The sequence below is a fragment of the Bacillus cereus group sp. BfR-BA-01309 genome (assembly GCF_022664315.1).
GTDB classification, from domain to species: domain Bacteria; phylum Bacillota; class Bacilli; order Bacillales; family Bacillaceae_G; genus Bacillus_A; species Bacillus_A mobilis.
Genome location: NZ_JAKUHE010000027.1, coordinates 22,179 through 47,276, shown reverse-complemented (window position 1 = coordinate 47,276; position 25,098 = coordinate 22,179). Strand labels below are relative to the sequence as shown.

Genomic DNA, 25,098 nt, shown 5'->3' with positions numbered 1-25,098 from the left:
AAAATTAAAAATGAGCCCGGTACAATACCGGACTCATTTGGATCAAGCTGCCTAATGAAATAACCGTGTCTAACTTTTAGGGGTCACTTCAAAATCTTGTTCTTTTTTATTTTTGTAGAAGGGTAAGACAACTATGTTGTTGAATAAGATAGGTTTAGAAAAAAGAAGCAAAGGGAGTATGGGAATGCAAAAGTATATTGTTTTTGACTTTGATGGCACATTAGTAGATTCACAAAATATATTTGTACCAATTTATAATCAACTTGCTGAAAAGCACGGGTATAAAACGGTAAGGGAAGAAGAAATTGAGTATTTACGTAAATTAACGATGACAGAGCGATGTAAACAACTCGATGTACCACTGTATAAACTACCGATATTAGCACTAGAGTTTTATAAATTGTATCAACCTGCTATAAAAGATCTCATTTTGTTCCATGGGATGAAGGATGTATTAGATGAACTACATAAAAAAGGCTATGGAATTGCAGTCATATCATCGAACTCAGAAGAGCATATTCGGGCATTTTTACACAATAATGATATAGAAAATATTCAAGAAGTTTATTGTTCAAAAAATTTGTTTGGGAAAGATAAAATGATAAAAAGGTTTTTAAAATCCAAAAAGATAACAGAGAAAGATATGTTATACGTTGGTGACGAACAGCGAGATGTAGCAGCATGTAAAAAGGCAGGGGTGAACGTAATTTGGGTATCTTGGGGGTATGATGTTATTGAAACAGTGAAAAAAGATGCACCAGATTATATGGTCAATACACCGATGGAAATTGTGCAAGTAGTACAAGGGGCGTATTCTTAATATGAATACACTTCGTGCAGGCATTCATCATTATTGAGTTTTGGGTAACGAATTAGAGGAGTCCATTTTTTATTAATTAGATGAAGAAAGGTAAATATAGTATCATATAGTACGAGAGAAAGTGAAATATATTTTAAAGAAGTAGACGAGGAGATCGTAAGGACGTTAGGGCCTAGATAACAAGCTATTCATATAGAAGTAGCGTATAGACCAAATGTAGAAATGTAAGGGGAATAAAAATGAAAACAATTACAGCATGGCAAAACAATATACAAATAATAAAAGATGCAGCGAATATTGAAGGGATTTCTAAAGGTTTCTCTCCTGATAAGAAATATATAGTTACGACAATTGATAATGAAAAATATTTGTTACGGATTGGCGATATACAAGAGTATGAAAGAAGGAAAATAGAATTTCAAATTTTAAATGAAATGGTAAAACGTAACGTACAGGCACAAAGGCCGATTGAAATAGGTATATTGGAAGAAGAAGGTGTATATAGTATTTTCTCATATATAGAAGGGGAAGATGCGAAGAAGCTTTTGCCGACGTATTCACCAAAAGAACAATATGAGATTGGTATAGAGGCAGGAAAAGATTTAGCGAAAATGCATACATATGAAGCTCCTGAGGATATTCTTCCATGGTATGAAAGAGCAATGAAAAAACACCAAAAATATGTAGAGGCATATAAAACATGTGGAATAAAAATAAAAAATGATGATAAAATCATAAAGTTTATAGATGAAAATGAAAAATATTTAAAGAACCGCCCAAATCGATTTCAACACGATGATTTTCATTTAGAAAATATAATTGTGCGAGATGGGAAATATGTAGGTGTTGTTGATTTTAATGGCTATGACTGGGGCGACCCACTTCATGATTTCGTAAAGATTGCACTGTTTGCAAGGGATATTAGTATTCCGTATTCAATCGGACAAATAGAAGGCTACTTTAATGGGAAAATACCAGAGAAGTTCTGGAATTTATATGCGGTATATGTTGGCATGACGGTTTTCTCATCAGTTGTCTGGTCATTAAGAGCAGCACCACATATGTTAGATGATACGTTAGAACGCCTTACTATCGTTTTAGAGGATCATAAAAACTTTGAGTTATTAAAGCCAATTTGGTTTCAACCAGAAAAGATTGATATGAAATAGAAAAGGTAGGTGTGATTCACATCTACCTTTATTTTTTACCATTCTTCGTTTTGAAGCAGTTGTAATGCTAACTTTAAATCTACATCTTCTTGTATATGTTCCGGAGTCCACGGGATATGTATATGTGGTTGTATACCAATTCCAGACATTCCTTCGCCTTTATCTATAAAGAGAAACTTGACGTTTCCATTATAATAAAAAAAGGGGGTGGGTTATTGAAAGTCAGGCAAGGTAAATATGAAGAAATAAAATTACGTGATAGAATTCCAGGAATGGTTGAATACATAGAAGATACGATGTTTCCTACTGATTTTCACTATTATATTCCTCCTCACTGGCATAGAAGTATTGAAATTAGCTTAGTAGTTAATGGAGAAATATTTTTGTATGTGAATGGGCAAAAAAAGAAATTATCTGCTGGCGAATTTATTTTTGTAAATAGTGGAGATGTTCATGAATTTGAAAAAGTAGAGAATACAAGTTGTGCAGTAATGATGCTAATTATTTCTTATGAATTTCTTAAAGAGGTAAATGAAGATTTTGATAAATATAGATTCAATATAGTGGAATCCATCGTTCAGAAAACGAATCTTAGGCAAATATTTTATGAATTAAAAGAGTTAGTCATACATTCTGATGATTTAAGTTACATAAAAATTAATAGTTTAATTTATGAAATTGTTTATATTTTATTGCGATATTGCAAAGTTGGAGAGAATATAGACAATAATTTTCAACTTGGAAATAGACAGAAGGAAATGATTACGTATATTTACAAACATTATAATGAAGAACTGAAACTAAAAGATGTGGCTAAACATTTTTTTGTAAGTGAAGAACATTTTTCACGCATGTTCAAAAAATCGTTTGGATCAAATTTCACCACTTTTTTAACGAGGTATAGGCTTTATAAGGCTTATGAAGATATTATTAGAAGTACAAGTTCTGTACAAGATATAGCAGTAAAACACGGATTTCCAAATATAAAATCGTTTATTTCACAGTTTAAAGATAAATATGGATATACACCATTACAGTATAGGAAGAAATTTATATCAAAAAATGACAATAATTCAATCAAATATGAACAACAATAAAAAAACGTTCCATGTTACATTTTGTACATGGAACGTTTTTAATTTAATAATAACAGATGAAGTAAGGTTTAAAGGGGATTTATATAATCTCTAAAAATGTAAACGCTTAAAATAAGAGAGGATGAATACTGGATGACTAGAAAGTATGACTTAACCCTTTTAGAAAAAATACAAGAAAAACAAGAAAACATTAACTTACAGGGAGCAAAAATCTTAGTAAAAAACATACCAGATTGTGATGAAAAAGGTGCTATGGATCCACGTCTTTATAAGGATATGAAGGTTCAAATGAATGTAATGAGATTTATGCCTAAAAATATGATGAAAATGGATGCTTCTGAAAAATCAGTAAAGAATATGCGGAAACAATTTAATGCGATTAAAAGTGTTCCCATTGTCACTCAAGATATTAATATTATGCATCAAACTGTGAAAGCTGAAGATGGATTTGATATTCCGATAAGAATTTATAATAGTAGTTCAAAACGAGAGCATGCACCAATTCTATACTTTATTCATGGTGGTGGATTTATGGCAGGATCACCAGATGTGATTGAAGAGCTTGTGAAATTGATAGTTGAGAAAACAAATATACTAGCCGTTTCTGTCGATTATCGATTAGCTCCGGAAAATCCTTTTCCAACTGGGCATACAGACTGTTATACAACTTTAAAGTGGATTTATGAGAATGCTGACATATTGGGCGGCGATAAGAATAATATCTTTGTTGCGGGTGATAGTGCTGGAGGTAATTTAACGCAATATTGTACGACTAAAGATATGGAAGAGGGTAGAAATCTTGTTAAAGGACAGCTACTTCTATATCCCACACTTAATATGTGTGACTTTGAAGATGAATTTTATTCTTGGAGTATAGATAAATATGAAATTGCTCCAAAGTATAAAAAAGGATTAGAAAAAATGCTTAAAATTATGCATTCAATGGTTGGAGGTATGTCGGAAGTACTTGGTACGAAAGAAATTAATTCTAAGTATTTAAGCCCATATGTTGATGTATCATCAGATTATCCAAGTACATTTATTACAGTAGGAGAGCATGATTTCCTAATGATAGAATGTTTATCTTATGCAGCTAAATTAACTAACAGAGGAGTGGATACCGAAACAGTCCTTTATCGAGGTTTAGGACATGCTTATGGAGATAACGTAGGTGTTTATCCTCAAAGTGAAGATTTAGCAATTGAAATGGGGAATTTTATATTAAAGCATAGTGGAAAATAGAGGGAAGCGAAAGCTTCCCTCTATTAAATTAACTATTTAATTTTAGTGAATGTAAGAGGTTGAGTACTTAGCATTGCAGGTACATGTAACTGAAGGGATGGGAATTCACCACTCACATTCATTTCATATGCAAATAATAGATTCATTTTTGTTTGGAACAAGTCAATTGGTGCGGAGAATACGTCGTAATGATGATGCCCTAATTGAATATCCATCTCCATAAATTGTACATATAACGAATCATCTCGTTTGTTTACTTGTAATATCCCATAAGCAGGATGTTCAAACGTACCAGTGTAGTCCTCTAACTTGTGAGAAGGTGTAGTCCCTTTCGTTTGTTCAGGGATGGATTCGGTTGCTTCCTTCATCATTTCCTTCATTTTTTCACTATCTTCTACAGCACGTTTATGCCAGTCGATGGACTCTAATCCGAGTAGTTCGTCGTAAATTTGGTTTGCTAGATAAATAGGAAGTAATGTACCTCCAGCATTCGTCAATATAGCAAGACCTACATTTTCATTTGGCATGAATGAAACAAACGCTGAAAATCCATCGATATTACCGCCGTGATGAATCATTTTATAACCACGATAAGCGCTAATAAACCAACCAAGCCCATAACTATTTAATGGAGATTCAGGAAGTGATAAAGCTGGTTGATCTGGAATTGAATTATGTGGTGTAAACAGTTGTTGTAATAATTCAGGGGAGATTAGTTCATGATCTCCAAATTTCCCTTTGTTTAAGTGAAGAAGTACCCAATTTGCCATATCTTCAATTGTAGAATTAATACATCCAGCAGCACCAACTGTATCAATATTATGGAATGGAACTTCTTTTATTTCACCCTCATTTTCAACGTAAGGTAAAGCGTAATTGTCTGTATTTTGTGAGTCTGTAACAGAGAAGTTTGTTTGATCCATATTTAAAGGCTCTAAAATATGTTCTGTAACATATTGTTCCCATGTTTGATTCGTAATGTTTTCTACAATATAACTAATTGTCGCATACATTAAGTTGTTATAAAGAAATGCTGTACGGAACGGAGCATCAAGTGATAAATGTTTTATTTTTTCTACTATATCTTTTCGAGTTAAAGAAGAGCTGTACCAAAGAGCATCATGACGACTTACCCCAGTGCGATGAGAAGCTAAGTCTCGTCCTGTAACTTGTGAGCTAGCAAGTAGTTCTGATAAAGAGAAGTTAGGTATATAAGTCTGGACAGGAGTATCCCAATTAAACTTTGTTTGCTGTGCTAATAAACTTAATGAAAGTGTGCCAAAAGCTTTCGTTGAGGAACCAATTGCGAACCGAGTACTCGGTGTAACAGTCTCTTTTGTCTCTATATTACGATAGCCGAAACCTTCTGAAATAATAACTTCACCATCTTTTATAACAGCTACAGCACAACCAGGAACATGTAAATCCTTCATCATTTTTTCAACCGTTGTTTGTAAAGAAGTCATAACAGGAGTTTCAATTTTAGACATACTTCTAACCTCCAAATATAAATTTTGTTCTACCGCACTATACTTTCGGTAATAGAAAATAAAAACCTTTATAAATGTGGAAAGTTAATAATTTTGTAAGAATGAATGAAATTATTATTTATTTAGAATTTTATTTTTATTATAATTAATTTAAATTAAGATTTAGAAAAGATGGTGAAGAAGTGTGCTAACAATAAAGAGGGTGCTGTGCGATAATAAAAAAAATCCGATAGGTATAGATTCAAAAGTTGTGAAAATGAGTTGGCAGCTGGAATCGAGTAACCGAAATGTAAAACAACTTGCTTATCAATTGCAAGTTGCGAAGGATAGAGATTTTGAGATTATTATGTTTGATTCGCAAAAAGTAGAAACAGATCAAAGTTTACATATACCAATCAATTCATTTTCATACAGAGCAGAGACGCGTTATTATTACCGGGTAAAGGTATGGGATAATTACGGAGAAGAATCATCTTGGTCTAAAGTAGCATTTTGGGAGACTGGGTTACAAGAGCAAGATAGCTGGAAGGGAAACTGGATTGCTGCGAAAAAAGAGCGAACGCAGGTTATGTCTTTTAATAAAAATATTTCTATTAAAAAAGTAGTTAAAACAGCACGTTTATATATCACAAGTTTAGGGTTATATGAGTCTTCTATAAATGGTGAGCGTATTGGAGATTGTTATTTTACTCCTGGTTGGACAAGTTATGATAAGAGAGTATTGTATCAAACGTATGATATAACACATTTATTAAAGATTGGGCAAAATGATATTTCTGTACTGGTAGGTAATGGCTGGTATAAAGGGCCGATTACCGTACATCATGTACGTAATTATTATGGGAGAAGACGAGCAATAATTGCTCAATTACATATAACGTATGTAGATGGAACGAAAGAAAAAATTGTAACGGATGAAACATGGAAGGTAACTTCAAGCCCAATTTTGTACTCAGAAATTTATGAAGGTGAAGTATACGATGCTAGGCTAGAAGAAAGTGGGCAAGAGCTAGAAGATGTTGAAGTACTTGAGCATTCTAAACAAATAATTGTTGCGTAGGAAAATAAATCAATTCGTAAAATGAAAATTATAAAACCGATTTCTATTTCAAAACTACCGAATCACGAATGGCTCATTGATATGGGGCAAAATATGGTAGGTTGGGTTCGATTTACAGTCCGTCATGTTTATATTGGCCAAAAGATAGAATTGCATCATGCTGAAATATTGAATAAAGATGGTAATTTTTACGCTGGAAATCTCCGAAAGGCAAAACAAAAAATAGTGTATATAGCAAAAGGAGAGCAAGAGGAAACGTTTGAGCCTCATTTTACATATCAAGGCTTTAGATATGTGAAAATAAGTGGATTAACTCAGCCGCCTCAAATAGCAGATTTTGAAGGAATTGTATTACATACAGATATGGAAAAAGCGACTGAATTTGAAACGTCAAATCCATTAATCAATCAACTTCATCATAATGTGGAATGGTCTCAAAGAGGGAATTTTTTTGATGTGCCAACAGATTGCCCTCAGCGAGATGATCGACTTGGATGGACAGGAGATGCACAAATGTTCATTGGGACAGCTACGCAAATTATGAATGTACAATTGTTCTTTAAAAAGTGGCTCCAAGATTTATCATTAGATCAAAATGTTAATGGAGCTGTGCCTTTAGTTATTCCAGATGCTTTTGGGAAAAGAGAAGATTTTGATTTAGATACTTCTGGTGGTTGGGGCGATGCAGCAGTTATTTGTCCGTGGGTTCATTATTTGCATTACGGAGATGTATCAATTTTAAAAGAACAATACGACAGTATGAAGAAGTATATAGATTACATACGTTCACAAGGTGAGAACGAGTATTTATGGGATACAGGCTATCATTTAGGGGATTGGCTTGCATTAGATACGAAACCCGATGTATATGAAGGCGGAACAGACAAGCATTTTATTGCGACAGCTTATTATGCGTATTCTACATCACTTTTACGAAAGGTTGCTGAGATTTTAGGTGAACATACAGATGCTACGTTTTATAAAGAATTACATGCAAATATTGTTCAAGCGTTTCAAAATGAATTCGTTACACCAAATGGTAGGTTAATTTCGAATACCCAAACAGCTCACATATTAGTACTTCTTTTTGAACTAGTGAAAGATGATATGAGGGAGAAAGTATTTAATCGGTTAATTGAGCTTTTAAAAGAAAGTAAAAATCATTTAACAACTGGTTTCATAGGAACACCATATTTAAATTTAATATTAAGCACGTTTAACCGTCATGATCTTGCTTGTAAGCTTCTATTTCATGAAGATTATCCCTCATGGTTATACCAAGTGAAAAAAGGTGCCACAACGATTTAGGAACATTGGGATGGCGTGAAAGAGGATGGAACACTTTGGAATGATAGTATGAATTCTTATAATCATTACGCCTATGGCTCTATCGTTGAATGGATATACCGATATATTGTTGGATTAGAAGTGGAAGAAAAAAACCCTGCATATAAACATTTTTATATACAACCACATTTTGATTCGGATATAGAATGGATGAAAGTGAAACGTGAAACAGCTTACGGAGAAATTAAGATTGAGTGGTGTGTAGAAAAGGAACAAGCATTTTTACATGTATCTGTACCACCTAATACGAGTGCTACATTACGGATGGACGAAACAAGTTGGAAATCGGAACATAACATTGAAAGGGATTTAGGGTCAGGGGATTATACATTTACATTTTGTAAAAATATATGGAAGTAGAATTCTGTTTATATAGAAATATTTTTTATTGACGTGGATTATTAAATTCACTGTTTTTCATGTTATGATAAATTTCATATACGATTGAAAGAAGGTTTTTCTACATATGGAACATGCTGAATATGAATACTTAAATTTATGCCGCCATGTAATGGAGCATGGTACGAAGAAAGAAGATCGTACAGGGACAGGCACTGTATCTGTATTTGGATATCAAATGCGTTTTGATCTAAGTAAAGGTTTTCCTTTATTAACGACAAAGAGAGTTCCATTTCGCCTTGTAGCAAGTGAACTGCTTTGGTTTATGAAAGGTGACACAAATATTCGCTATTTATTGCAGCATAATAATAACATTTGGAATGAATGGGCATTTAAGAGCTGGGTAGAAAGTGACGAATATACTGGTCCTGATATGACTGATTTCGGTCTTCGCTCACAACAAGATGAGGAATTTAAAGTGCAATACGATGAGCAAATGGAATTGTTTAAAAAGAACGTTTTAGAAGATGATGATTTCTCAAATAAATATGGTTATTTAGGAGACGTATACGGAAAGCAGTGGCGTGCCTGGAAAACGACAGCTGGTGAGGCGCTTGATCAATTAAAAGATGTAATTGAAATGATTAAAAAAACGCCGGACTCACGTCGTCTAATTGTTTCTGCTTGGAATCCTGAAGATGTACCAAGTATGGCATTACCTCCTTGTCACACGCTATTCCAATTTTATGTAGCGGATGGCAAACTTTCTTGTCAGCTATATCAAAGAAGTGGAGATATATTCCTTGGAATTCCATTTAACATTGCAAGCTACTCGCTACTAACACATTTAATTGCACATGAATGCGGACTTGAAGTAGGAGAATTTGTTCATACAATTGGAGATGCTCACATTTATACGAATCATTTTGAACAAGTAGAAAAGCAATTGGCACGTGAACCACGTCCATTCCCGAAACTTACATTAAACCCAGATGTGAAATCTGTGTTTGATTTTGAAATGGAAGACTTAACGATTGAAGGATATGATCCACACCCAGCAATTAAAGCACCGGTTGCAGTATAATTGTAGAGGAGATGAAAAGATGATTGTTTCATTTATGGTTGCAATGGACGAGAATAGAGTAATTGGTAAAGATAATAATTTACCTTGGCGATTACCAAGTGAATTACAGTATGTAAAGAAAACAACGATGGGTCATTCACTTATTATGGGCAGAAAGAACTACGAAGCGATTGGTAGACCACTGCCTGGCAGACGTAATATTATTGTAACTCGTAATGAAGGGTATCATGTTGAAGGCTGTGAAGTAGCACATTCTGTGGAAGAAGTGTTTGAACTATGCAAAAATGAAGAGGAAATTTTTATTTTTGGCGGAGCGCAAATTTATGATCTCTTTTTACCTTACGTAGATAAATTATATATAACAAAAATCCACTATGCATTTGAAGGGGATACATTCTTCCCAGAAATGGATATGACAAATTGGAAAGAGATTTTTGTAGAAAAAGGTTTAACAGATGAAAAAAATCCGTATACGTACTATTACCATGTATATGAGAAGCAGCAATAATTATAAAAATTGATGTGAACATTCACATCAATTTTTTTATTTGTATTCATCAATATAAGTTTATAGATGATATTCAATAGTGCTATAATGATAAATAGCATGAAAAAATGCTAAATTTTTCAAGAGTATTCAAATAGAAAGAGGAGGAGAATCGATTGAGAAAGATATGGGGGATTCTTTTTCTTTGCTTAACATTCATGTTAGTCGGATGCGGTAAAGAAGAAAAACCACAAGACGCGTTTAATACATATGCAAAAGCATGGAATAAACAAAAGTTTGCAGAAATGTATGATCAATTATCAGAAAAGGCAAAAAAAGATATTTCAAAGAAAGAATTCACTGAGAAATATGAAAAAATTTATTCTGGCATTGAAGTGAAAGATTTAAAAGTAGAAACAGGGGAAGTAAAAGAAGATAAAAAAGATGAAGGCCCTGTTCCTTTTAAAGTAAGTATGGATACAGTTGGCGGTAAAGTCACTTTTGGTCATGAAGCAAAAATGGTGAAAGAAAAAGATGGAGATAAGGAATCTTGGAAAATAGATTGGACTCCTGATTTTATCTTCCCAGGTATGACAAAAGATAGTAAAGTGCGTATGCAAACGACAGAGCCAAAACGCGGAGAAATATACGATCGTAATGGGAAAGCTCTTGCAACGAATGGGAAAGCTTCTGAAATTGGAATAGTTCCAGAAAAACTAGACGATACTGCTCCGCAAACGAAAGAGACAGTAGCAAAGTTATTAAATATGTCTGTAGAAGAAATTGATCAAAAACTAGCTGCTAAATGGGTAAAACCAGGGTATCTCGTACCAATTGGAATTTTGCCTGAAGGGGCAACACAAAATACGTACATTGATTTAGCAGGTGTTTCAACAAAACCAGTAAATGTTCGTACATATCCGTTAGGGGAAGCAGCAGCACATCTTACTGGTTATATTGGAAAAGTGAATGCTGAAGATTTAAAAACGCTACAAAAGAAAGGCTATCAAGCAGATGATCCAGTAGGTAAAGCTGGTTTAGAGCAAGTACTAGAAGAAAAGCTACGCGGTAAAAAAGGCGGCCGTGTCTTTGTAGAAGATGCACAAGGAAAAGAAATTAAAAATTTAGCAAAAACAGATGCTGTTGATGGAGAAAATGTAACTTTAACGATTGATAGTGCTGTTCAAGAAAAAACTTATAATGAAATGAAAGGCGAGGCTGGTTCAAGCGCTGCAATTAATCCGAAAAGTGGAGAAACACTTGCACTTGTAAGTAGCCCAGCATATGATCCTAACATAATTGCAAGAGGGACATCAAAAGCACAACGCGAAGCATGGAATAATGATCCGAAGAAACCGATGACGAATCGATTTACACAATTATCAGTTCCAGGATCTGTATTTAAGCCTATTACAGCTGCAATCGGTCTTGAAACGAAAACAATTGATCCAAAAGAAGAGTTGAAAATTGAAGGATTGAAATGGACAAAAGATTCTTCTTGGGGTAATTATTATGTAACACGTGTAAAAGATGCGAATCCGATTGACTTTGATAAAGCGATGAAATACTCGGATAATATTTATTTCGCACAAGAAGCTTTGAAAATCGGAAAAGATAAATTTATGAGTGAAGCGAAAAAATTCGGATTCGATGAGAAACTACCAATTGAATATGGATTCCCAGCTTCTAAAATCGCAAATGATGGTATTAAAAACGATATTCAAATGGCAGACACAGGTTATGGACAAGGGCAAGTATTAATGACGCCACTCCATCTAGCATTAACGTACGCACCAATTGTTAATGATGGAAACATACCTTCTGCATATATTATTAAAACAGATAAGCAACCAAAAGTTTGGAAAGAGAATGTCATTTCAAAAGGCAATCAGGATATATTAAAAACTGCTATGACGAAAGTAATTAATGATCCAGATGGTACTGGAAAAATTGCTAAAATTGATGGTAAGACACTTGCTGGAAAAACAGGTACAGCGGAATTAAAAGTATCAAAAGAAGCCGAAGGAAAAGAACTAGGCTGGTTCGCTGCATTTGATTTAAATTCACCAGATATGGTCATTACAATGATGATTGAAGATGTAAAAGGTAGAGGCGGAAGTAACATTCCAGCTGAAAAAGTGAAACATGTGTTTCAAAAATAATATGTAAAAAAAGGCTATCTCTATCATTTGTAGAGGTAGCCCATTTATATGTAAGAATTCTTAATATCTGTATACTGAATTTTAAAGAAACAAAATAAATCATTAACTTACGAAAAAAAAGTAGCTATTTTTTATTGACATTGCATATAACTTTTTGTATTATACTTACATAAGGTAAGTTATTTACTTTCAAATTATAAATCTTGAATTAAAGATAAAATGTATAAAAGGGAGAGAATACAATGACAAAAGTACTATTTATTACAGCAAATCCAAATTCAGCAGAAGGTTCTTACGGAATGGCAGTAGGGGAAGCTTTCATCGAAGCTTATAAAAACGAACATCCACAAGACGAAGTTGTAACAGTTGATCTATTCAACACTACAGTACCGGCAATCGATGCAGATGTATTCGCTGCTTGGGGTAAATTTGCAGCAGGTGAAGGTTTTGAAACTTTAACTGAAGCTCAACAACAAAAAGTTGCAGCAATGAACACAAACTTAGAAACATTTATGCATGCAGATCGTTATGTATTCGTAACTCCAATGTGGAACTTTAGCTATCCACCAGTAGTAAAAGCATACTTAGATAACGTAGCAATTGCAGGTAAAACATTCAAGTATACTGAAAATGGTCCAGTTGGCTTATTAGAAGGCAAAAAAGCACTTCACATTCAAGCAACAGGTGGCGTTTATTCTGAAGGAGCATACGCATCTGTAGACTTCGGTCGCAATCACTTAAAAACAGTATTAGGATTCGTCGGTGTAAATGATACTGAATATATTGCAGTTGAAGGTATGAATGCAAACCCTGAAAAAGCACAAGAAATTAAAGAAGCAGCAATTGCTAATGCTCGTGAATTAGCAAAACGTTTCTAATATAGAATATTTAAAAATGTCCAAACACCTGTTGTTTGGACATTTTTTCTTCATTTTCCTTCGTTTGTCTAGTATAATGAAGGTCGGAGTGATAATAGGTGGGGGTTCTGTATGATTCAAACGTTTTTTAAAATTTTTTATTTAATTTTAATCGTAATTGCGATTACACCGAGAATGTGGCGTCTCAAAAGACAAGTAAATACGATGTCGCCACAAGAAAAAGATAATGTTGTGTACAAAACGACAAATTGGTTTGGTAAGAAAATGGTACGTGTAGCTGGATCTACAGTTGAAGTAAAGGGACTTGAAAATGTTCCAAAAGATAAGCCGGTACTAGTTGTAAGTAATCATCAAAGTAATATGGATATTCCTGTATTATTAGGTAACTTAAATAAACCAATTGGATTCGTTTCAAAAGCAGAGATTAAAAAGTTCCCAGTTGTACCAACTTGGATGGAACTTATGAATTGTGTATTTATGAATCGTAATGATCGTCGTCAATCTCTTCAAGCGATTAAAGATGGAATTGAACTATTAAAGAATGGACATTCTATCGTAATCTTCCCAGAAGGAACGAGAAGTAAGGGTGGCGAAATTGGAGAGTTTAAGGCTGGGAGTTTTCACCTTGCAGTAAAATCTGGTGTAGCAATCTTACCTGTAACATTAGATGGGACATATAAAATGTTTGAAGCGAATGGAAACCGTATGAAACCAGCTCATGCAACAGTAACAATTTCTAAGCCGATTACACCTGAAGAGTATGCGAATATGGATATTAAAGAGTTAACGAAGCATACACAGGATGTTATTGCATCACAATTACATAATCAATAAAAAAGGTTTCAGCTTATATAAGCTGAAACCTTTTTTTATGCTGTAGGTAAAACATAAAAGAGTACGCAGAAAAACATCATCGCACTACCACCTAAAACGAAAAGATGCCAAATGGCATGATTGAAAGGAAGCTTTTCCCAAAGGAAGAATATAGCCCCTACTGAATATAAAATTCCGCCCGCTAAAAGTAGTGAAAAGCCATGTCCAGTAAGATTCTCATAAAGTGGTTTAATTGCAACGATTATGAGCCAACCCATGATGATATAACATAATGTTGATGCTTTAATAAAGCGGCGTACAAAGAAAATTTTAAAGACGATACCTCCGATTGCTAGTGTCCATATTATAGCGAGTAACGTCCAGCCTAATGGTCCACGAAGCGTAATCAGTAAAAAAGGAGTATATGTGCCAGCGATTAATAAATAAATGGCTGAGTGATCTAGTATAGTAAATAATTTTTCTACTTTTGGATGGTGGATGCTATGTAACAATGTCGAAAACAAATACAGTAAGAACATACTTACACCATAAACCGTAAATGCAACTACAGCAGATGCGGTACCGTGCTTAGAGGCATGTATAATCAATATGATTAAGGCAGGGATGCTTAAAATGGCACCGATACCATGTGTAATTGCATTTGCAATTTCTTCTTTCACAAATTGTGTCATTCGTGTCATTTTTTCAGTCATAATGCAAATCCTTTCTACTATCATAAAATAATATGTCGTTTCCCTTACCATATCATACACAAGAGCAATAGAAAATGAAATTTGTATAATTGATTATATTTTTGAATTTTTTTGACAAAAGGCAATGGTTTTGTTGACGTTTTCAAACTTTTTTGACAAAATAAAATTATGCAATAGTAGGACAAGGAATCTACTAATAAAGGGGATGGAGAAATGTTTTCAAATATTGGCTTTCCAGGATTAATTTTAATTTTAGTAGCTGTACTCATTTTATTTGGGCCGAAAAAATTGCCGGAAATCGGAAAGGCTTTAGGGGAAACGTTAAAAGAATTTAAAAAATCAACGAAAGAATTGACTGATGATGCATTTCAAGAGAAGGAAAAGAAAGAAAAAATGTAATGAATTTTCCTTGTAATGGATAAATAAAGTGTGGTGAACGAGATGGAAGATCGGGAAATGAGTGTAGTAGAACATATAGTTGAGCTTCGCAAACGAGTAATATATACAGTGCTATCCTTTGTGCTATTTTTAATTGTTGGATTTACTTTTACGAAGGATATTTATTTTTGGCTTGTAAAAGATTTACCAATGAAATTAACTGTTCTCGGTCCAAGTGATGTATTGTGGATTTTTTTCTCGATTGCCACAGTATTTGCTATCGTTTGTACAATTCCTTTTGCTGCTATACAAATTTGGTTATTTGTAAAACCGGGTTTACATCCAAATGAACAAAAAATGACAGTAATGTATATACCGGTATTGTCTATATTATTTATTGCAGGTTTATGTTTTGGATATTTCATTGTAATGCCATTTTTATTTCATTTTTTAACTACGATAGGTAATGAAATGTTTAATACGATGTTTACGACAGAAAAGTATTTTCATTTTGTTCTTAATTTAACAGTTCCATTTGCTGTGATTTTTGAATTGCCTGTAGTCGTAATGTTCTTAACGAGTATAGGACTATTGACGGCGGAATTTCTAATAAAAATAAGAAGGTATGCTTATGTAGCATTGATTATCATTGCATCGTGTATATCTCCGCCAGATTTTTTATCTCATAGTTTAGTTGCGGTACCACTAATTTGTATTTATGAAATTAGTATCGCTTTATCAAAGATTGTTAGTAAGAGAAAAAAGAAAAGAGAAGAAGAAATCCAGTCGAAAAGTGCCTCGTTATAAAGGCACTTTTTTTATTTAGTTGTTATACTATAGCTATAAACGTATACAATATAAAGAAGAAAAAAATTATAGAATCTCCAAAATTTAGACAAACTTTGCGCTTTACTAAGTTTATACTAAAATCATTAAGCAATATACGGATAACGAGATTACTGTCTTATCGGATATTTAGGACGGAGGATGGATTAGGTGGAGATGAATAGAGTATAAATCTTCTAAACAAAAGGACTACAGGGGTTGACTAAGTATCCTTTTGTATTCATAGAAGTCTCCACTATAAACAACGTGTTACAGCGTAAAGTAGAGGAAGTTCAAAAATCCAATGAAAAAGAGGATTGATATTGTGATTACGAAAAGTTTTTATTTCACTCATTCAACAGGGGATTGTATTAAAATATTCGAAATCCCTGTCCTACAGGCGCAGCATCCATTATCGTTTTTAATTCAGTCCCGTCTTCAATTATTTATTGCAAAAATTCAAAAACAAAAGCACCCAAGATTTTCGTATTCATTCCGTGAATATTTACAAAATTGTTTGAAGTGGAATGATTATTTAAATGTATATAATACAAATACCCTTGAAAAAAATGCATGATACGGAGTATGGACAGGGTTAGTAAACTCTGTCTTTTTCATTTTAGGTATAAAAATATAATTAATTTGGTGAAATTTGTTCGAAATTGTTGAAAGCACAGGGAATGCTAGTATAATAACAAGGAGAGCGTATTGGAAAGGGAAGAATATAATATGCAAAAAATTAAAATTGTAACAGATTCAACTGCAGATTTAACGCAGGATGTAATCGCAAAGTATGGCATTCATGTGCTACCATTATCAATCTCTGTAAATGGACAAACATATTTAGATCGCGTCGATTTACAACCTGATGAATTTATTGAGGAAATGATCAAATCAGAGGAATTACCAAAAACATCACAACCGGCAATGGGTACATTTGTAGAAATGTATGACAAGTTAGGTGAAGATGGAAGTGAAGTACTTTCCATTCATATGACAAGTGGAATGAGTGGTACTGTTGCAACTGCCAATAGTGCTGCATCAATGACCGACACAAAAGTAACAGTTGTTGATTCACAATTTATTACACATGCTTTAGCATATCAAGTAATAGAAGCTGCAAAAATGGCAAATGAAGGACGCTCACTAGAAGAAATTTTAAAACGTGTAGATGAAGTGAGAAAGAATACTCGTTTATATGTAGTAGTAGATACATTAGAAAATTTAGTGAAGGGTGGGCGTATCGGTAAAGGAAAAGCGTTTATCGGTTCGCTACTTAACATAAAGCCAATTGCTAGCCTTGAAGATGGTGTTTATAACCCTGTAACGAAAGTGCGTAGCCAAGGTCAAATTGTAAAAACGTTAGCTAAGTTATTTGAGGAAGATACAGCTGGAAAAGTTGTAAAAGCTGTTGCAATTCCACATGCGAAAGCAATTCCTTTAGCTGAAAATGTAAAAGCGGCTGTTGAAAAAGTAAGTGGATTTGCTAAATCAGAAATTTTCTTTACAACGCCTATTATTAGTACTCATACAGGTCCGGGTGCAATCGGATTTATGTATTTAGCAGAGTAATAAAAAAGCTACTTGAAATGAATTTTCAAGTAGCTTTTTTATGCCGACTTTTTATGCCGACTTTTGAGGGCGATAAAACCCTCTACCTCAAAAATTAGCGAAAATAAAGAAGTTAGGTTGGAGTCAGGCTGCCCGTAAACGCCGGATTGGTGTGGGCTAATAATCAATGGGCGAGGAAGCCCCCATTGATTAAAGCTTCACTTTATGTGAATAGAAAGTAAGAAATAAGAAGGGCTATACAGGCACTACTGCTAATGATATAGCGAGTCTGCAGATATTCATTCATAGAAAACACCCACTGATTACAGTTTCACTTTATGATTTTCTATAGTATATGTTGGATATTGAAAATAAGTAGTTACGTTATACTTGTAATGTTTCAATTTTTTCATTTGTTTGCTTATCATTTGTTACGCTATTATAAGTGAAAGTTTGGCCTAAAAAGAGTACATGCAGTTGTTCCCACGGTAACATACGTAAATTCCAATTATTTCGAAGCCTTGTTACTGCCTCGCGAGGTGTTTCATCTGCGAGTGCAAAAGTTCCGTAATGCATTGGTATAAAGTGTGTAGCGTTTAAGTCTAAATAAGCTTGCACAGCCTCCTCAGGTGAAACGTGAGATATTTTCATAAACCATTCTGGTTCATAAGCTCCAATTGGCATAAGAGCAATATCAATTGAAAAGCGTTTACCAATTTCTTTGAAACCTTGGAAATAGCCACTGTCACCACAAAAATAAATGGTTTCTTTCGTTGTTTCATTATTAATAATCCATCCGCCCCAGTGAGATGTATTCATATCAAATAAGGATCTTCTCGTCCAGTGCTGGGCAGGGACAAAGTGAAAGGAAACATCACTAACTGTTGTATTTCCCCACCAATTATACTCTTCTACGTTAGTAAATTTTTTGCGAGTAAATAATTTTTTCAGCCCAATAGGTACTAAGTATAAAACATCATCATTTAGCTGGCGAAGCGTTGAAAAATCTAAATGATCATAATGACCGTGCGAAATGAGGACAATATCAATTTTAGGTAGTTCTTGTATAGAAAGACCAGGTTCCGTAAGTCTAGGAACTAATTTTAATTTTGAAGCCCATACTGGATCTGTTAATATATTTAATCCATTCATTTGGATAAGGAATGTGGAATGACCAATCCAAGTTACAGTCGTCTTTTCAAAGTTGTTTTGTAGGAATTTACTTTGTTTAACAGGTGATTGTTCTACTAAAAAAGAAAAATCCTTTTTATTTTGTTTTCGCTCTTTTCGCCAACGTAGGAAGGAACGAATTGATTTTTTTGTGCTTACATTGTCCATATTTTCATAACGTTTTGTCATGAACATCACCTCATTTAAAATCGTTGTAATTGTATTGTACCGAAATGTTGTTAAGGAATACAGTGTATAACATGGATGAATGTTTAAGGTATTGTTAAAAAATAGGGGGATGCATTTACAAAAGTAACAATTAAGTTCGTTTTGCAGCTTCTATTTAGAGAAATAATAGTAAAAAAATAAATTTTGTCTAGTAATTGGCTTGAAATAAAGAAGTAACATACGTAAATTCGTACGATTTCGTGAACAAATGTAGTAAACAATTTTCTCGTAGTGTTAACTTTTGTTATGATAAACATAACCTATTTAAATTTAGGATAGAGAAAAGAGGTTTATAAATGAAGCGTTATCAAAAAGTAATTGGTCTTATGGTTGTATTTTGTCTCTTTGTACTTGCTGGATGTAGTGGATCAGGTTCAAAGCTTCGTAAACCACTGAATTGGGATTTAGAAACTTTCCAATTTACAAACCAAGATGGAAAGTCATTTGGTACAAAAGATTTAAAAGGAAAAGTTTGGGTTGCTGACTTTATGTTCACAAATTGCCAAACAGTTTGTCCACCAATGACTGCTAATATGGCAAAACTGCAAAAGATGGCAAAAGAAGAGAAATTAGACGTTCAGTTTGTTTCGTTTAGTGTAGATCCAGACCTTGATAAGCCGGAGAATCTAAAGGCTTTCATTCAAAAGTTTACAGAGGATACTAGTAACTGGAACTTATTAACGGGTTATTCGTTAGAAGATATTACAAAGTTTTCAAAAGATAATTTCCAATCACTTGTAGATAAACCTGAGAATGGTCAAGTTATACATGGAACATCATTTTACTTAATTGATCAAAACGGAAAAGTAATGAAAAAGTATAGTGGCATTAGTAATACGCCGTACGAAGACATTATACGTGATATGAAGCGATTAGTGGATTAAAAAGAAGGGTGCAAAGCACCCTTCTTTTTTTACATTAGTCTATGGATAAAATGTCATGCTGTTGTGGTAACTTTGGCGCTCGAATTTCTAACACGCCGTTTTGATACGAAGCTTTCGCTGCTTTTTTATTAATTGAGTACGGTAATTTAATCAATCTTGATGCTTCTGAAATGGAACGTTCTCGGCGATAATAGTTATGAGATGTTTCTTCCTCGGCCTCTTCAAGTATTTCTTCTTTTACAGAGACTTTTAAGTATTCACTTTGTATTTCAATTTGAATTTGTTCTTTTTGTATACCTGGTAGTTCAGCTGTAACAACGAGTTCTTCACCAACTTCATATAAATCTACAGGGAATGTTAATAAACGGTTTCCTTTTTGGAAAAAATGATTTAAATCAGCGATTACATTGCGAAGTGGTGTTTGCTCGAAAAAATCATCAATTTGCTTTAAATAATTGCGAACCGGTGGGCGAGAAGTGTCTTTTTTTTCTTCACTCATGGTATTCCCTCCTAGAAATCAATTTGCAATATCATATGACAAAAGCGGAGAAAGGTGATTGCCTAGTTTTCATGTTTTCATAAAAAATTGTTAAAAATGTGAAATGGAGTGATTTTTTTATAGTTTTTGGTCGCCATATTCAATTGATTATGCTAGTATAAATAGGGTTGATATAGTAGTATATAGACAGAATGAAAACTGAAAGAGGGTAAGAAGTATGTGTGGTTTTGTAGGATGTTTATGTGAAAACCCTAGAGAGTTTTCAGAAACAGAAAAACATCAATTTGAAAATATGAACACGATGATTTTCCACCGCGGTCCAGATGACGAAGGATATTTTCGTGATGAACATGTACAATTTGGCTTCCGCCGTTTAAGCATCATTGACTTAGAGGCAGGACATCAGCCGCTAACTTATGAAAATGATCGATATGTAATTATTTTTAATGGTGAAATTTACAACTATGTAGAATTACGTGAAATGTTACTTGAAAAAGGTGCAACGTTTGCAACGCAATCTGATACAGAAGTTATCATTGCATTGTATGCACATATGAAAGAAAAATGTGTAGACTATCTTCGTGGTATGTTTGCATTTATGATTTGGGATCGTGAAGAGAAGAAACTTTTCGGTGCACGTGACCACTTTGGTATTAAACCTTTATACATTGCACAACAAGGTGATACTACATTCTTCGCATCTGAGAAGAAAAGTATTATGCATGTGATGGAAGATAAAGGCGTTAATCCAACGTCACTACAACATTACTTTACGTACCAATATGGTCCAGAGCCAGAAACATTAACAATTGATGTTAATAAAATCGAGCCTGGTCATTATTTCGTAAAAGAAGTTGGTAAAGAGATGGAAATCCATCGCTACTGGAAACCTTATTTCAATGCTTCAAGCGCAACGAAAGAGGAGCATATCCAAGCAATTCGTGATGTGTTATATGATTCAGTAAAAGTGCATATGCGCAGTGATGTACCAGTAGGTTCATTCTTATCTGGTGGTATCGATTCATCTATTATCGCTTCTATCGCAAGAGAAATGAATCCAAATCTTTTAACATTCTCTATTGGTTTTGAACAACGTGGCTTCAGTGAAGTTGATGTTGCCAAAGAAACTGCTGAGAAATTAGGGGTTAAAAACCATAACGTATTCATTTCAGCGAAAGAGTTTATGGATGAGTTCCCAAAAATCATTTGGCATATGGATGATCCTTTAGCAGATCCAGCAGCTGTACCATTGTACTTCGTTGCAAAAGAAGCACGTAAGCATGTAACAGTTGTTCTTTCAGGTGAAGGTGCAGACGAGCTATTTGGTGGGTATAACATTTACCGTGAGCCAAACTCACTAAAAATGTTCTCTTACATTCCTAGCCCAGGTAAGAGCGTTCTAAAAGCATTAAGTGGTGCTCTTAAAGAAGGCTTTAAAGGAAAGAGCTTCCTAGAGCGTGGATGTACGCCAATTGAAGAGCGTTACTATGGAAATGCGAAAATCTTCCGTGAAGAAGAGAAAGTTGAATTAATGAAGTATTACAATGAAAGTGTTAACTATATGGATATCACGAAACCATTGTATAACGAAATTAAAGATTATGATGATGTAAGCAAAATGCAGTACATTGACATGTTCACATGGTTACGCGGTGACATTTTATTAAAAGCTGATAAAATGACAATGGCAAATTCATTAGAACTTCGTGTACCGTTCTTAGATAAAGAAGTGTTCGATGTTGCATCTAAAATTCCAACTGAATTTAAGATTGCTAACGGAACTACGAAAGCTATTTTACGTGAAGCAGCACGCGGAATCGTTCCAGATCACGTATTAGATCGTAAAAAACTTGGATTCCCAGTACCAATTCGTCACTGGTTAAAAGACGAAATGCATGATTGGGCTATCAATATTATAAACGAGAGTAAAACAGAGCATTTAATCGACAAACAGTACGTATTAAACTTACTGGAAGCACATTGTGCAGATAAAGGCGATTATAGCCGTAAAATTTGGACTGTACTTGCGTTTATGGTATGGCACCAAATTTATGTTGAGCATAAATACGATACGAATAAGTTCCACGAAGAAACGAAACGTGCGTATAGCTTAGTTTAATTAGAAAAACCTTAAGATCGCATATGATCTTAAGGTTTTTTTCATAAATAGAACGAATTATTGATACAATAATAGTAAAAGGATGGACAACATATGATTACGTTTGAAAAAGTAAGTGTAGAAAATGAAAACGTTGTTAAAGAAATGTTTCGCTCACATAGTTTAAGTGAGAATCAGGTACAGTATTGTGTGAAAGTTGATGATACATATATTGGTGTAATAGATTATCGTGTTCAAGAGGAGAGTGCGGTTTTATCTCAGTTAATTATTCACTTTGATTATCAAAGTTACGGTTATGGAACAAATACGTATTTTACATTTGAAACGATGATGAAAGAAAGAAATGTGAAAGAGATAAAAGTAATACAAACGGAATTAACGGAACAAGCTAAATTTTTCATAGAGAGCTTTGGTTTTAATGAAGAAGATGGAATATATGTGAAGAAAATTTAACGATGCGTAGTTACGCGGGATAAATATTAGGCAGGTGGATATATGACGATGACTTCTGGTCTTGTATTAATTGGAGCGTGTTTTCTAGTAGCAGAGCTAATCCATATGTTCATTCGAAAAAGAATGAATAAGAAGAAAAAGCCGTATGAATTACAATATGCCCCTGTGTTTTTCCTTTTATTTTGTATGCTGATTACATTACAAAATGTAACGAACTTCCCGCCGCTTATAAATATTTTTTTAAAGTTCGGTTTGCTGTATAGTAGCACTGGAATAGCTCTTTTATTCCTTTTGTTTTGCATACGTTATATTCACTATCAATCGTATATATTTATTTTAAATTGGTTAAAGCAAAATGATAGAAACCGCCTTACATAAGGCGGTTTTTTTGTATTTGTAATAGCTTTGAAAGAAACAGCTTTATCTAATAGAAGTTCCATACAACACACAATACGAACTGTAATGGGTGCAATCTGAGATGAAATATAAGAAATGTGATAACAAGATACAGGTGTTTTTGTATATAAAGCTCAAAAATTCATTTTAATTTATTGAAATGATTAGATGATCCTACATATTATCTGTTGTTAGTATGTGGTACTATGTATTCTTAATCAGTAACGTAAGTAGGTGTATAAATTTGAAATGTGAATCAACTAGTTTATCCCGCTTTAATGGGCAGTAAGCCCCCCACCTCAAAATTCAGTGAAAGCAAAGAAGTTAGGTGGGGGTCGGGCTGCCCATAAAAGTCCGATTGGTGAGGGCTAATAATCAGTGGGGATGAGGAAAACCCCCACTGATTAAAGTTTCACTTTATCTTAAGTGCTGACAAATAGCAGAAGGAAATTTTTTAGGAGGTATCGTTTTTGTATGTTTAATATAGATAATTTTAAATTACTAGGGGTTTTGACAGGTTCTACGATTGGAATCATGTTAGAAAATCATTTTATTAAAATGAATGAAAATAATAATTTTAAAATACAAGTAGTAAAAACAGTATTAGGTCTTAGTTTCATGTTCATGATACAGCTCATACTAAAAAAAATAATACCTGATATGTATTATTTACGTTATGTATTGACTGGAATTACAATTACTTTCTTATGCCCATTTCTTTTTCACATGTTACGGTTAAAAAATGTGAGTAGCAAATAAGAACAAAAATATTTTGAATAAAAATGAGGTTGAAATTATATATATTGAAAAAGTTTTCTGATATATCTATTGACAATGTATGAGATATACATTAATCTTTAGATGTAAATGATAATCATTTTCAAATAGGAGGACTTATGACACGCACTAAAAATATTTTTATACTTTGCGTTATGTTATTAATGGTCGTAATCGCAGGGTGCGATAAAGAAGAAGAAAAGAAAGATAAAGATACATCTGTAAAGGCAAAAGATTCATATAGTATAAAGCATGCAATGGGTGAAACGACAGTAAATGGTACGCCAAAAAGAGTTGTCGTTTTAACAAATGAGGGTGCTGAGGCACTTTTAACTGTTGGGGTAACGCCAGTTGGAACGACAAAACCACGTGCTGGTGATGAATGGTATACTCATTTAGCGAAAGAGTTAAAAAATACGAAAGTAGTAGGAACTGAGCGTGACATTAATTTAGAGGCGGTAATGAAGCTTCAGCCGGATTTAATTATCGGAAACAAAATGCGTCACGAAAAAATATACGAGCAGTTAAAAGAAATCGCGCCAACAGTATATGCTGAAACATTGCGCGGTGATTGGAAAGAAAACTTTACGCTTTATACAAAAGCTGTAAATAAAGAAAAAGAAGGGCAAAATGCTCTTAATGATTATAAAAAGCGTATTGCAGCAATAAAAGAACAATTAGGTGATAAAATTAATTCTAAAGTTTCCATTATTCGCTTCGTCCCAGGTGATGTTCGTATTTATCAAAAAAATTCATTCTCAGGCGTTGTATTAAATGATATTGGATTTAAACGACCACCACTACAAGATAAAGATGAATTTGCGATAAAAGGAATTACAAAAGAGCAAATTCCAAATATGGACGGGGACTATATATTCTATTTCACATCTGATAAAGATGCGGATAAGAATAATGAAGGAACCACGTTAGCGAAAGAATGGACAGAAGATCCACTCTTTAAGCAGTTACAGGCTTCTAAAGATAATAAAGTATTCCAAGTAGATGAAGTGATTTGGAATACAGCAGGTGGTATTGTAGCTGCAAATCTTATGTTAGATGATATTGAAAAATATTTTCTAAAATAAATGAACGGTCGAGTACATCACTTTAAATGGGT

Annotated in this window: 22 protein-coding genes and 4 pseudogenes; 21 read left to right on the top strand and 5 right to left on the bottom strand. The window is 33.7% G+C overall.

Annotated elements, in window-relative coordinates; genetic code table 11:
* The first annotated feature begins 184 nt into the window (after window positions 1-184).
* The 3 genes and pseudogenes from MR115_RS27695 to MR115_RS27690 all read left to right on the top strand — a co-directional run bounded on the left by MR115_RS27695 (window position 185) and on the right by MR115_RS27690 (window position 1,989).
* Window positions 185-820, top strand: coding sequence for an HAD family hydrolase (locus tag MR115_RS27695; protein WP_061679542.1), 636 nt, complete (start codon window positions 185-187; stop codon window positions 818-820).
* 1 nt (window position 821) lies between these two features.
* Window positions 822-997: pseudogene (locus tag MR115_RS30385) on the top strand (VOC family protein); the annotation flags it as partial.
* 62 nt (window positions 998-1,059) lie between these two features.
* Window positions 1,060-1,989 carry an aminoglycoside phosphotransferase family protein gene (locus MR115_RS27690; protein WP_242243455.1) on the top strand — a complete coding sequence of 310 codons (930 nt, stop codon included), beginning with the start codon at window positions 1,060-1,062 and terminating at the stop codon, window positions 1,987-1,989.
* Window positions 1,990-2,024: 35 nt separating this feature from the next.
* On the opposite strand, the pseudogene MR115_RS27685 reads toward MR115_RS27690, so the two are convergent.
* A pseudogene (locus MR115_RS27685) lies at window positions 2,025-2,159 on the bottom strand (S41 family peptidase); the annotation flags it as partial.
* Between the two features lie 45 nt (window positions 2,160-2,204).
* Between MR115_RS27685 and MR115_RS27680 the strand changes: the two are divergent.
* Complete coding sequence (locus tag MR115_RS27680; protein ID WP_242243453.1) at window positions 2,205-3,086, top strand: AraC family transcriptional regulator; 882 nt, start codon at window positions 2,205-2,207, stop codon at window positions 3,084-3,086.
* Window positions 3,087-3,218: 132 nt separating this feature from the next.
* On the top strand, window positions 3,219-4,328 hold the full coding sequence (locus tag MR115_RS27675) for an alpha/beta hydrolase (protein WP_242243451.1): 1,110 nt from the start codon (window positions 3,219-3,221) through the stop codon (window positions 4,326-4,328).
* Window positions 4,329-4,360: 32 nt separating this feature from the next.
* Here the strand turns inward: MR115_RS27675 and MR115_RS27670 are convergent, their stop codons facing one another.
* On the bottom strand, window positions 4,361-5,818 hold the full coding sequence (locus tag MR115_RS27670; protein ID WP_242243450.1) for a serine hydrolase: 1,458 nt from the start codon (window positions 5,816-5,818) through the stop codon (window positions 4,361-4,363).
* Between the two features lie 184 nt (window positions 5,819-6,002).
* On the opposite strand from MR115_RS27670, the pseudogene MR115_RS27665 reads away from it, so the two are divergent.
* The 6 genes and pseudogenes from MR115_RS27665 to MR115_RS27640 all read left to right on the top strand — a co-directional run bounded on the left by MR115_RS27665 (window position 6,003) and on the right by MR115_RS27640 (window position 14,009).
* Window positions 6,003-8,585, top strand: a pseudogene (locus MR115_RS27665) (family 78 glycoside hydrolase catalytic domain).
* A 106-nt stretch (window positions 8,586-8,691) separates the two neighbouring features.
* Window positions 8,692-9,648: a thymidylate synthase gene (locus MR115_RS27660; protein WP_242243449.1), complete on the top strand. Its 957-nt coding sequence runs from the start codon at window positions 8,692-8,694 to the stop codon at window positions 9,646-9,648.
* A gap of 19 nt (window positions 9,649-9,667) precedes the next feature.
* Window positions 9,668-10,156, top strand: a complete 489-nt coding sequence (locus tag MR115_RS27655) for a dihydrofolate reductase (protein ID WP_063262762.1) — start codon at window positions 9,668-9,670, stop codon at window positions 10,154-10,156.
* Between the two features lie 155 nt (window positions 10,157-10,311).
* Window positions 10,312-12,297 (top strand): penicillin-binding protein 3, encoded by a 1,986-nt coding sequence (gene pbpC / locus MR115_RS27650; RefSeq protein WP_242243447.1) that lies wholly within the window; start codon window positions 10,312-10,314, stop codon window positions 12,295-12,297.
* Between the two features lie 242 nt (window positions 12,298-12,539).
* On the top strand, window positions 12,540-13,175 hold the full coding sequence (locus MR115_RS27645; RefSeq protein ID WP_132132055.1) for an FMN-dependent NADH-azoreductase: 636 nt from the start codon (window positions 12,540-12,542) through the stop codon (window positions 13,173-13,175).
* Between the two features lie 111 nt (window positions 13,176-13,286).
* Window positions 13,287-14,009: a lysophospholipid acyltransferase family protein gene (locus tag MR115_RS27640; RefSeq protein WP_242243445.1), complete on the top strand. Its 723-nt coding sequence runs from the start codon at window positions 13,287-13,289 to the stop codon at window positions 14,007-14,009.
* 35 nt (window positions 14,010-14,044) lie between these two features.
* On the opposite strand, the gene trhA is transcribed toward MR115_RS27640, so the two are convergent.
* On the bottom strand, window positions 14,045-14,701 hold the full coding sequence (gene trhA, locus MR115_RS27635; protein WP_061679535.1) for a PAQR family membrane homeostasis protein TrhA: 657 nt from the start codon (window positions 14,699-14,701) through the stop codon (window positions 14,045-14,047).
* 213 nt (window positions 14,702-14,914) lie between these two features.
* On the opposite strand from trhA, the gene MR115_RS27630 reads away from it, so the two are divergent.
* From MR115_RS27630 to MR115_RS27615, 4 genes are all read left to right on the top strand, one after another.
* Window positions 14,915-15,100 carry a twin-arginine translocase TatA/TatE family subunit gene (locus MR115_RS27630; RefSeq protein WP_000492443.1) on the top strand — a complete coding sequence of 62 codons (186 nt, stop codon included), beginning with the start codon at window positions 14,915-14,917 and terminating at the stop codon, window positions 15,098-15,100.
* Between the two features lie 42 nt (window positions 15,101-15,142).
* A complete protein-coding gene (gene tatC, locus MR115_RS27625) occupies window positions 15,143-15,886 on the top strand; it encodes a twin-arginine translocase subunit TatC (RefSeq protein WP_242243443.1) in 744 nt (247 codons plus the stop codon).
* Between the two features lie 343 nt (window positions 15,887-16,229).
* Window positions 16,230-16,481 (top strand): DUF2535 family protein, encoded by a 252-nt coding sequence (locus tag MR115_RS27620; RefSeq protein ID WP_033656333.1) that lies wholly within the window; start codon window positions 16,230-16,232, stop codon window positions 16,479-16,481.
* A gap of 152 nt (window positions 16,482-16,633) precedes the next feature.
* A complete protein-coding gene (locus MR115_RS27615) occupies window positions 16,634-17,476 on the top strand; it encodes a DegV family protein (protein WP_242243442.1) in 843 nt (280 codons plus the stop codon).
* Window positions 17,477-17,839: 363 nt separating this feature from the next.
* Here MR115_RS27615 and MR115_RS27610 read toward each other — a convergent pair whose 3' ends face one another.
* Window positions 17,840-18,814: an MBL fold metallo-hydrolase gene (locus tag MR115_RS27610; RefSeq protein WP_242243440.1), complete on the bottom strand. Its 975-nt coding sequence runs from the start codon at window positions 18,812-18,814 to the stop codon at window positions 17,840-17,842.
* A 335-nt stretch (window positions 18,815-19,149) separates the two neighbouring features.
* Here MR115_RS27610 and MR115_RS27605 point away from each other — a divergent pair, with 335 nt between their 5' ends.
* Complete coding sequence (locus MR115_RS27605) at window positions 19,150-19,737, top strand: SCO family protein (RefSeq protein ID WP_061679538.1); 588 nt, start codon at window positions 19,150-19,152, stop codon at window positions 19,735-19,737.
* A gap of 34 nt (window positions 19,738-19,771) precedes the next feature.
* Here the strand turns inward: MR115_RS27605 and MR115_RS27600 are convergent, their stop codons facing one another.
* Window positions 19,772-20,236 (bottom strand): Hsp20/alpha crystallin family protein, encoded by a 465-nt coding sequence (locus MR115_RS27600; protein ID WP_063262767.1) that lies wholly within the window; start codon window positions 20,234-20,236, stop codon window positions 19,772-19,774.
* Window positions 20,237-20,453: 217 nt separating this feature from the next.
* On the opposite strand from MR115_RS27600, the gene asnB reads away from it, so the two are divergent.
* The 5 genes and pseudogenes from asnB (at window position 20,454) to MR115_RS27575 (ending at window position 25,066) form a co-directional block, all read left to right on the top strand.
* Entirely contained in the window at window positions 20,454-22,355 is a 1,902-nt protein-coding gene (gene asnB, locus MR115_RS27595; protein ID WP_000333823.1) for an asparagine synthase (glutamine-hydrolyzing), read from the top strand.
* Between the two features lie 93 nt (window positions 22,356-22,448).
* On the top strand, window positions 22,449-22,808 hold the full coding sequence (locus MR115_RS27590; protein ID WP_242243438.1) for a GNAT family N-acetyltransferase: 360 nt from the start codon (window positions 22,449-22,451) through the stop codon (window positions 22,806-22,808).
* A gap of 48 nt (window positions 22,809-22,856) precedes the next feature.
* Window positions 22,857-23,186, top strand: a complete 330-nt coding sequence (locus tag MR115_RS27585) for a hypothetical protein (protein ID WP_242243457.1) — start codon at window positions 22,857-22,859, stop codon at window positions 23,184-23,186.
* A 486-nt stretch (window positions 23,187-23,672) separates the two neighbouring features.
* Window positions 23,673-23,963: pseudogene (locus MR115_RS27580) on the top strand (phosphatase PAP2 family protein); the annotation flags it as partial.
* A gap of 137 nt (window positions 23,964-24,100) precedes the next feature.
* A complete protein-coding gene (locus MR115_RS27575; protein ID WP_242243435.1) occupies window positions 24,101-25,066 on the top strand; it encodes an ABC transporter substrate-binding protein in 966 nt (321 codons plus the stop codon).
* The last annotated feature ends 32 nt before the right edge of the window (window positions 25,067-25,098 follow it).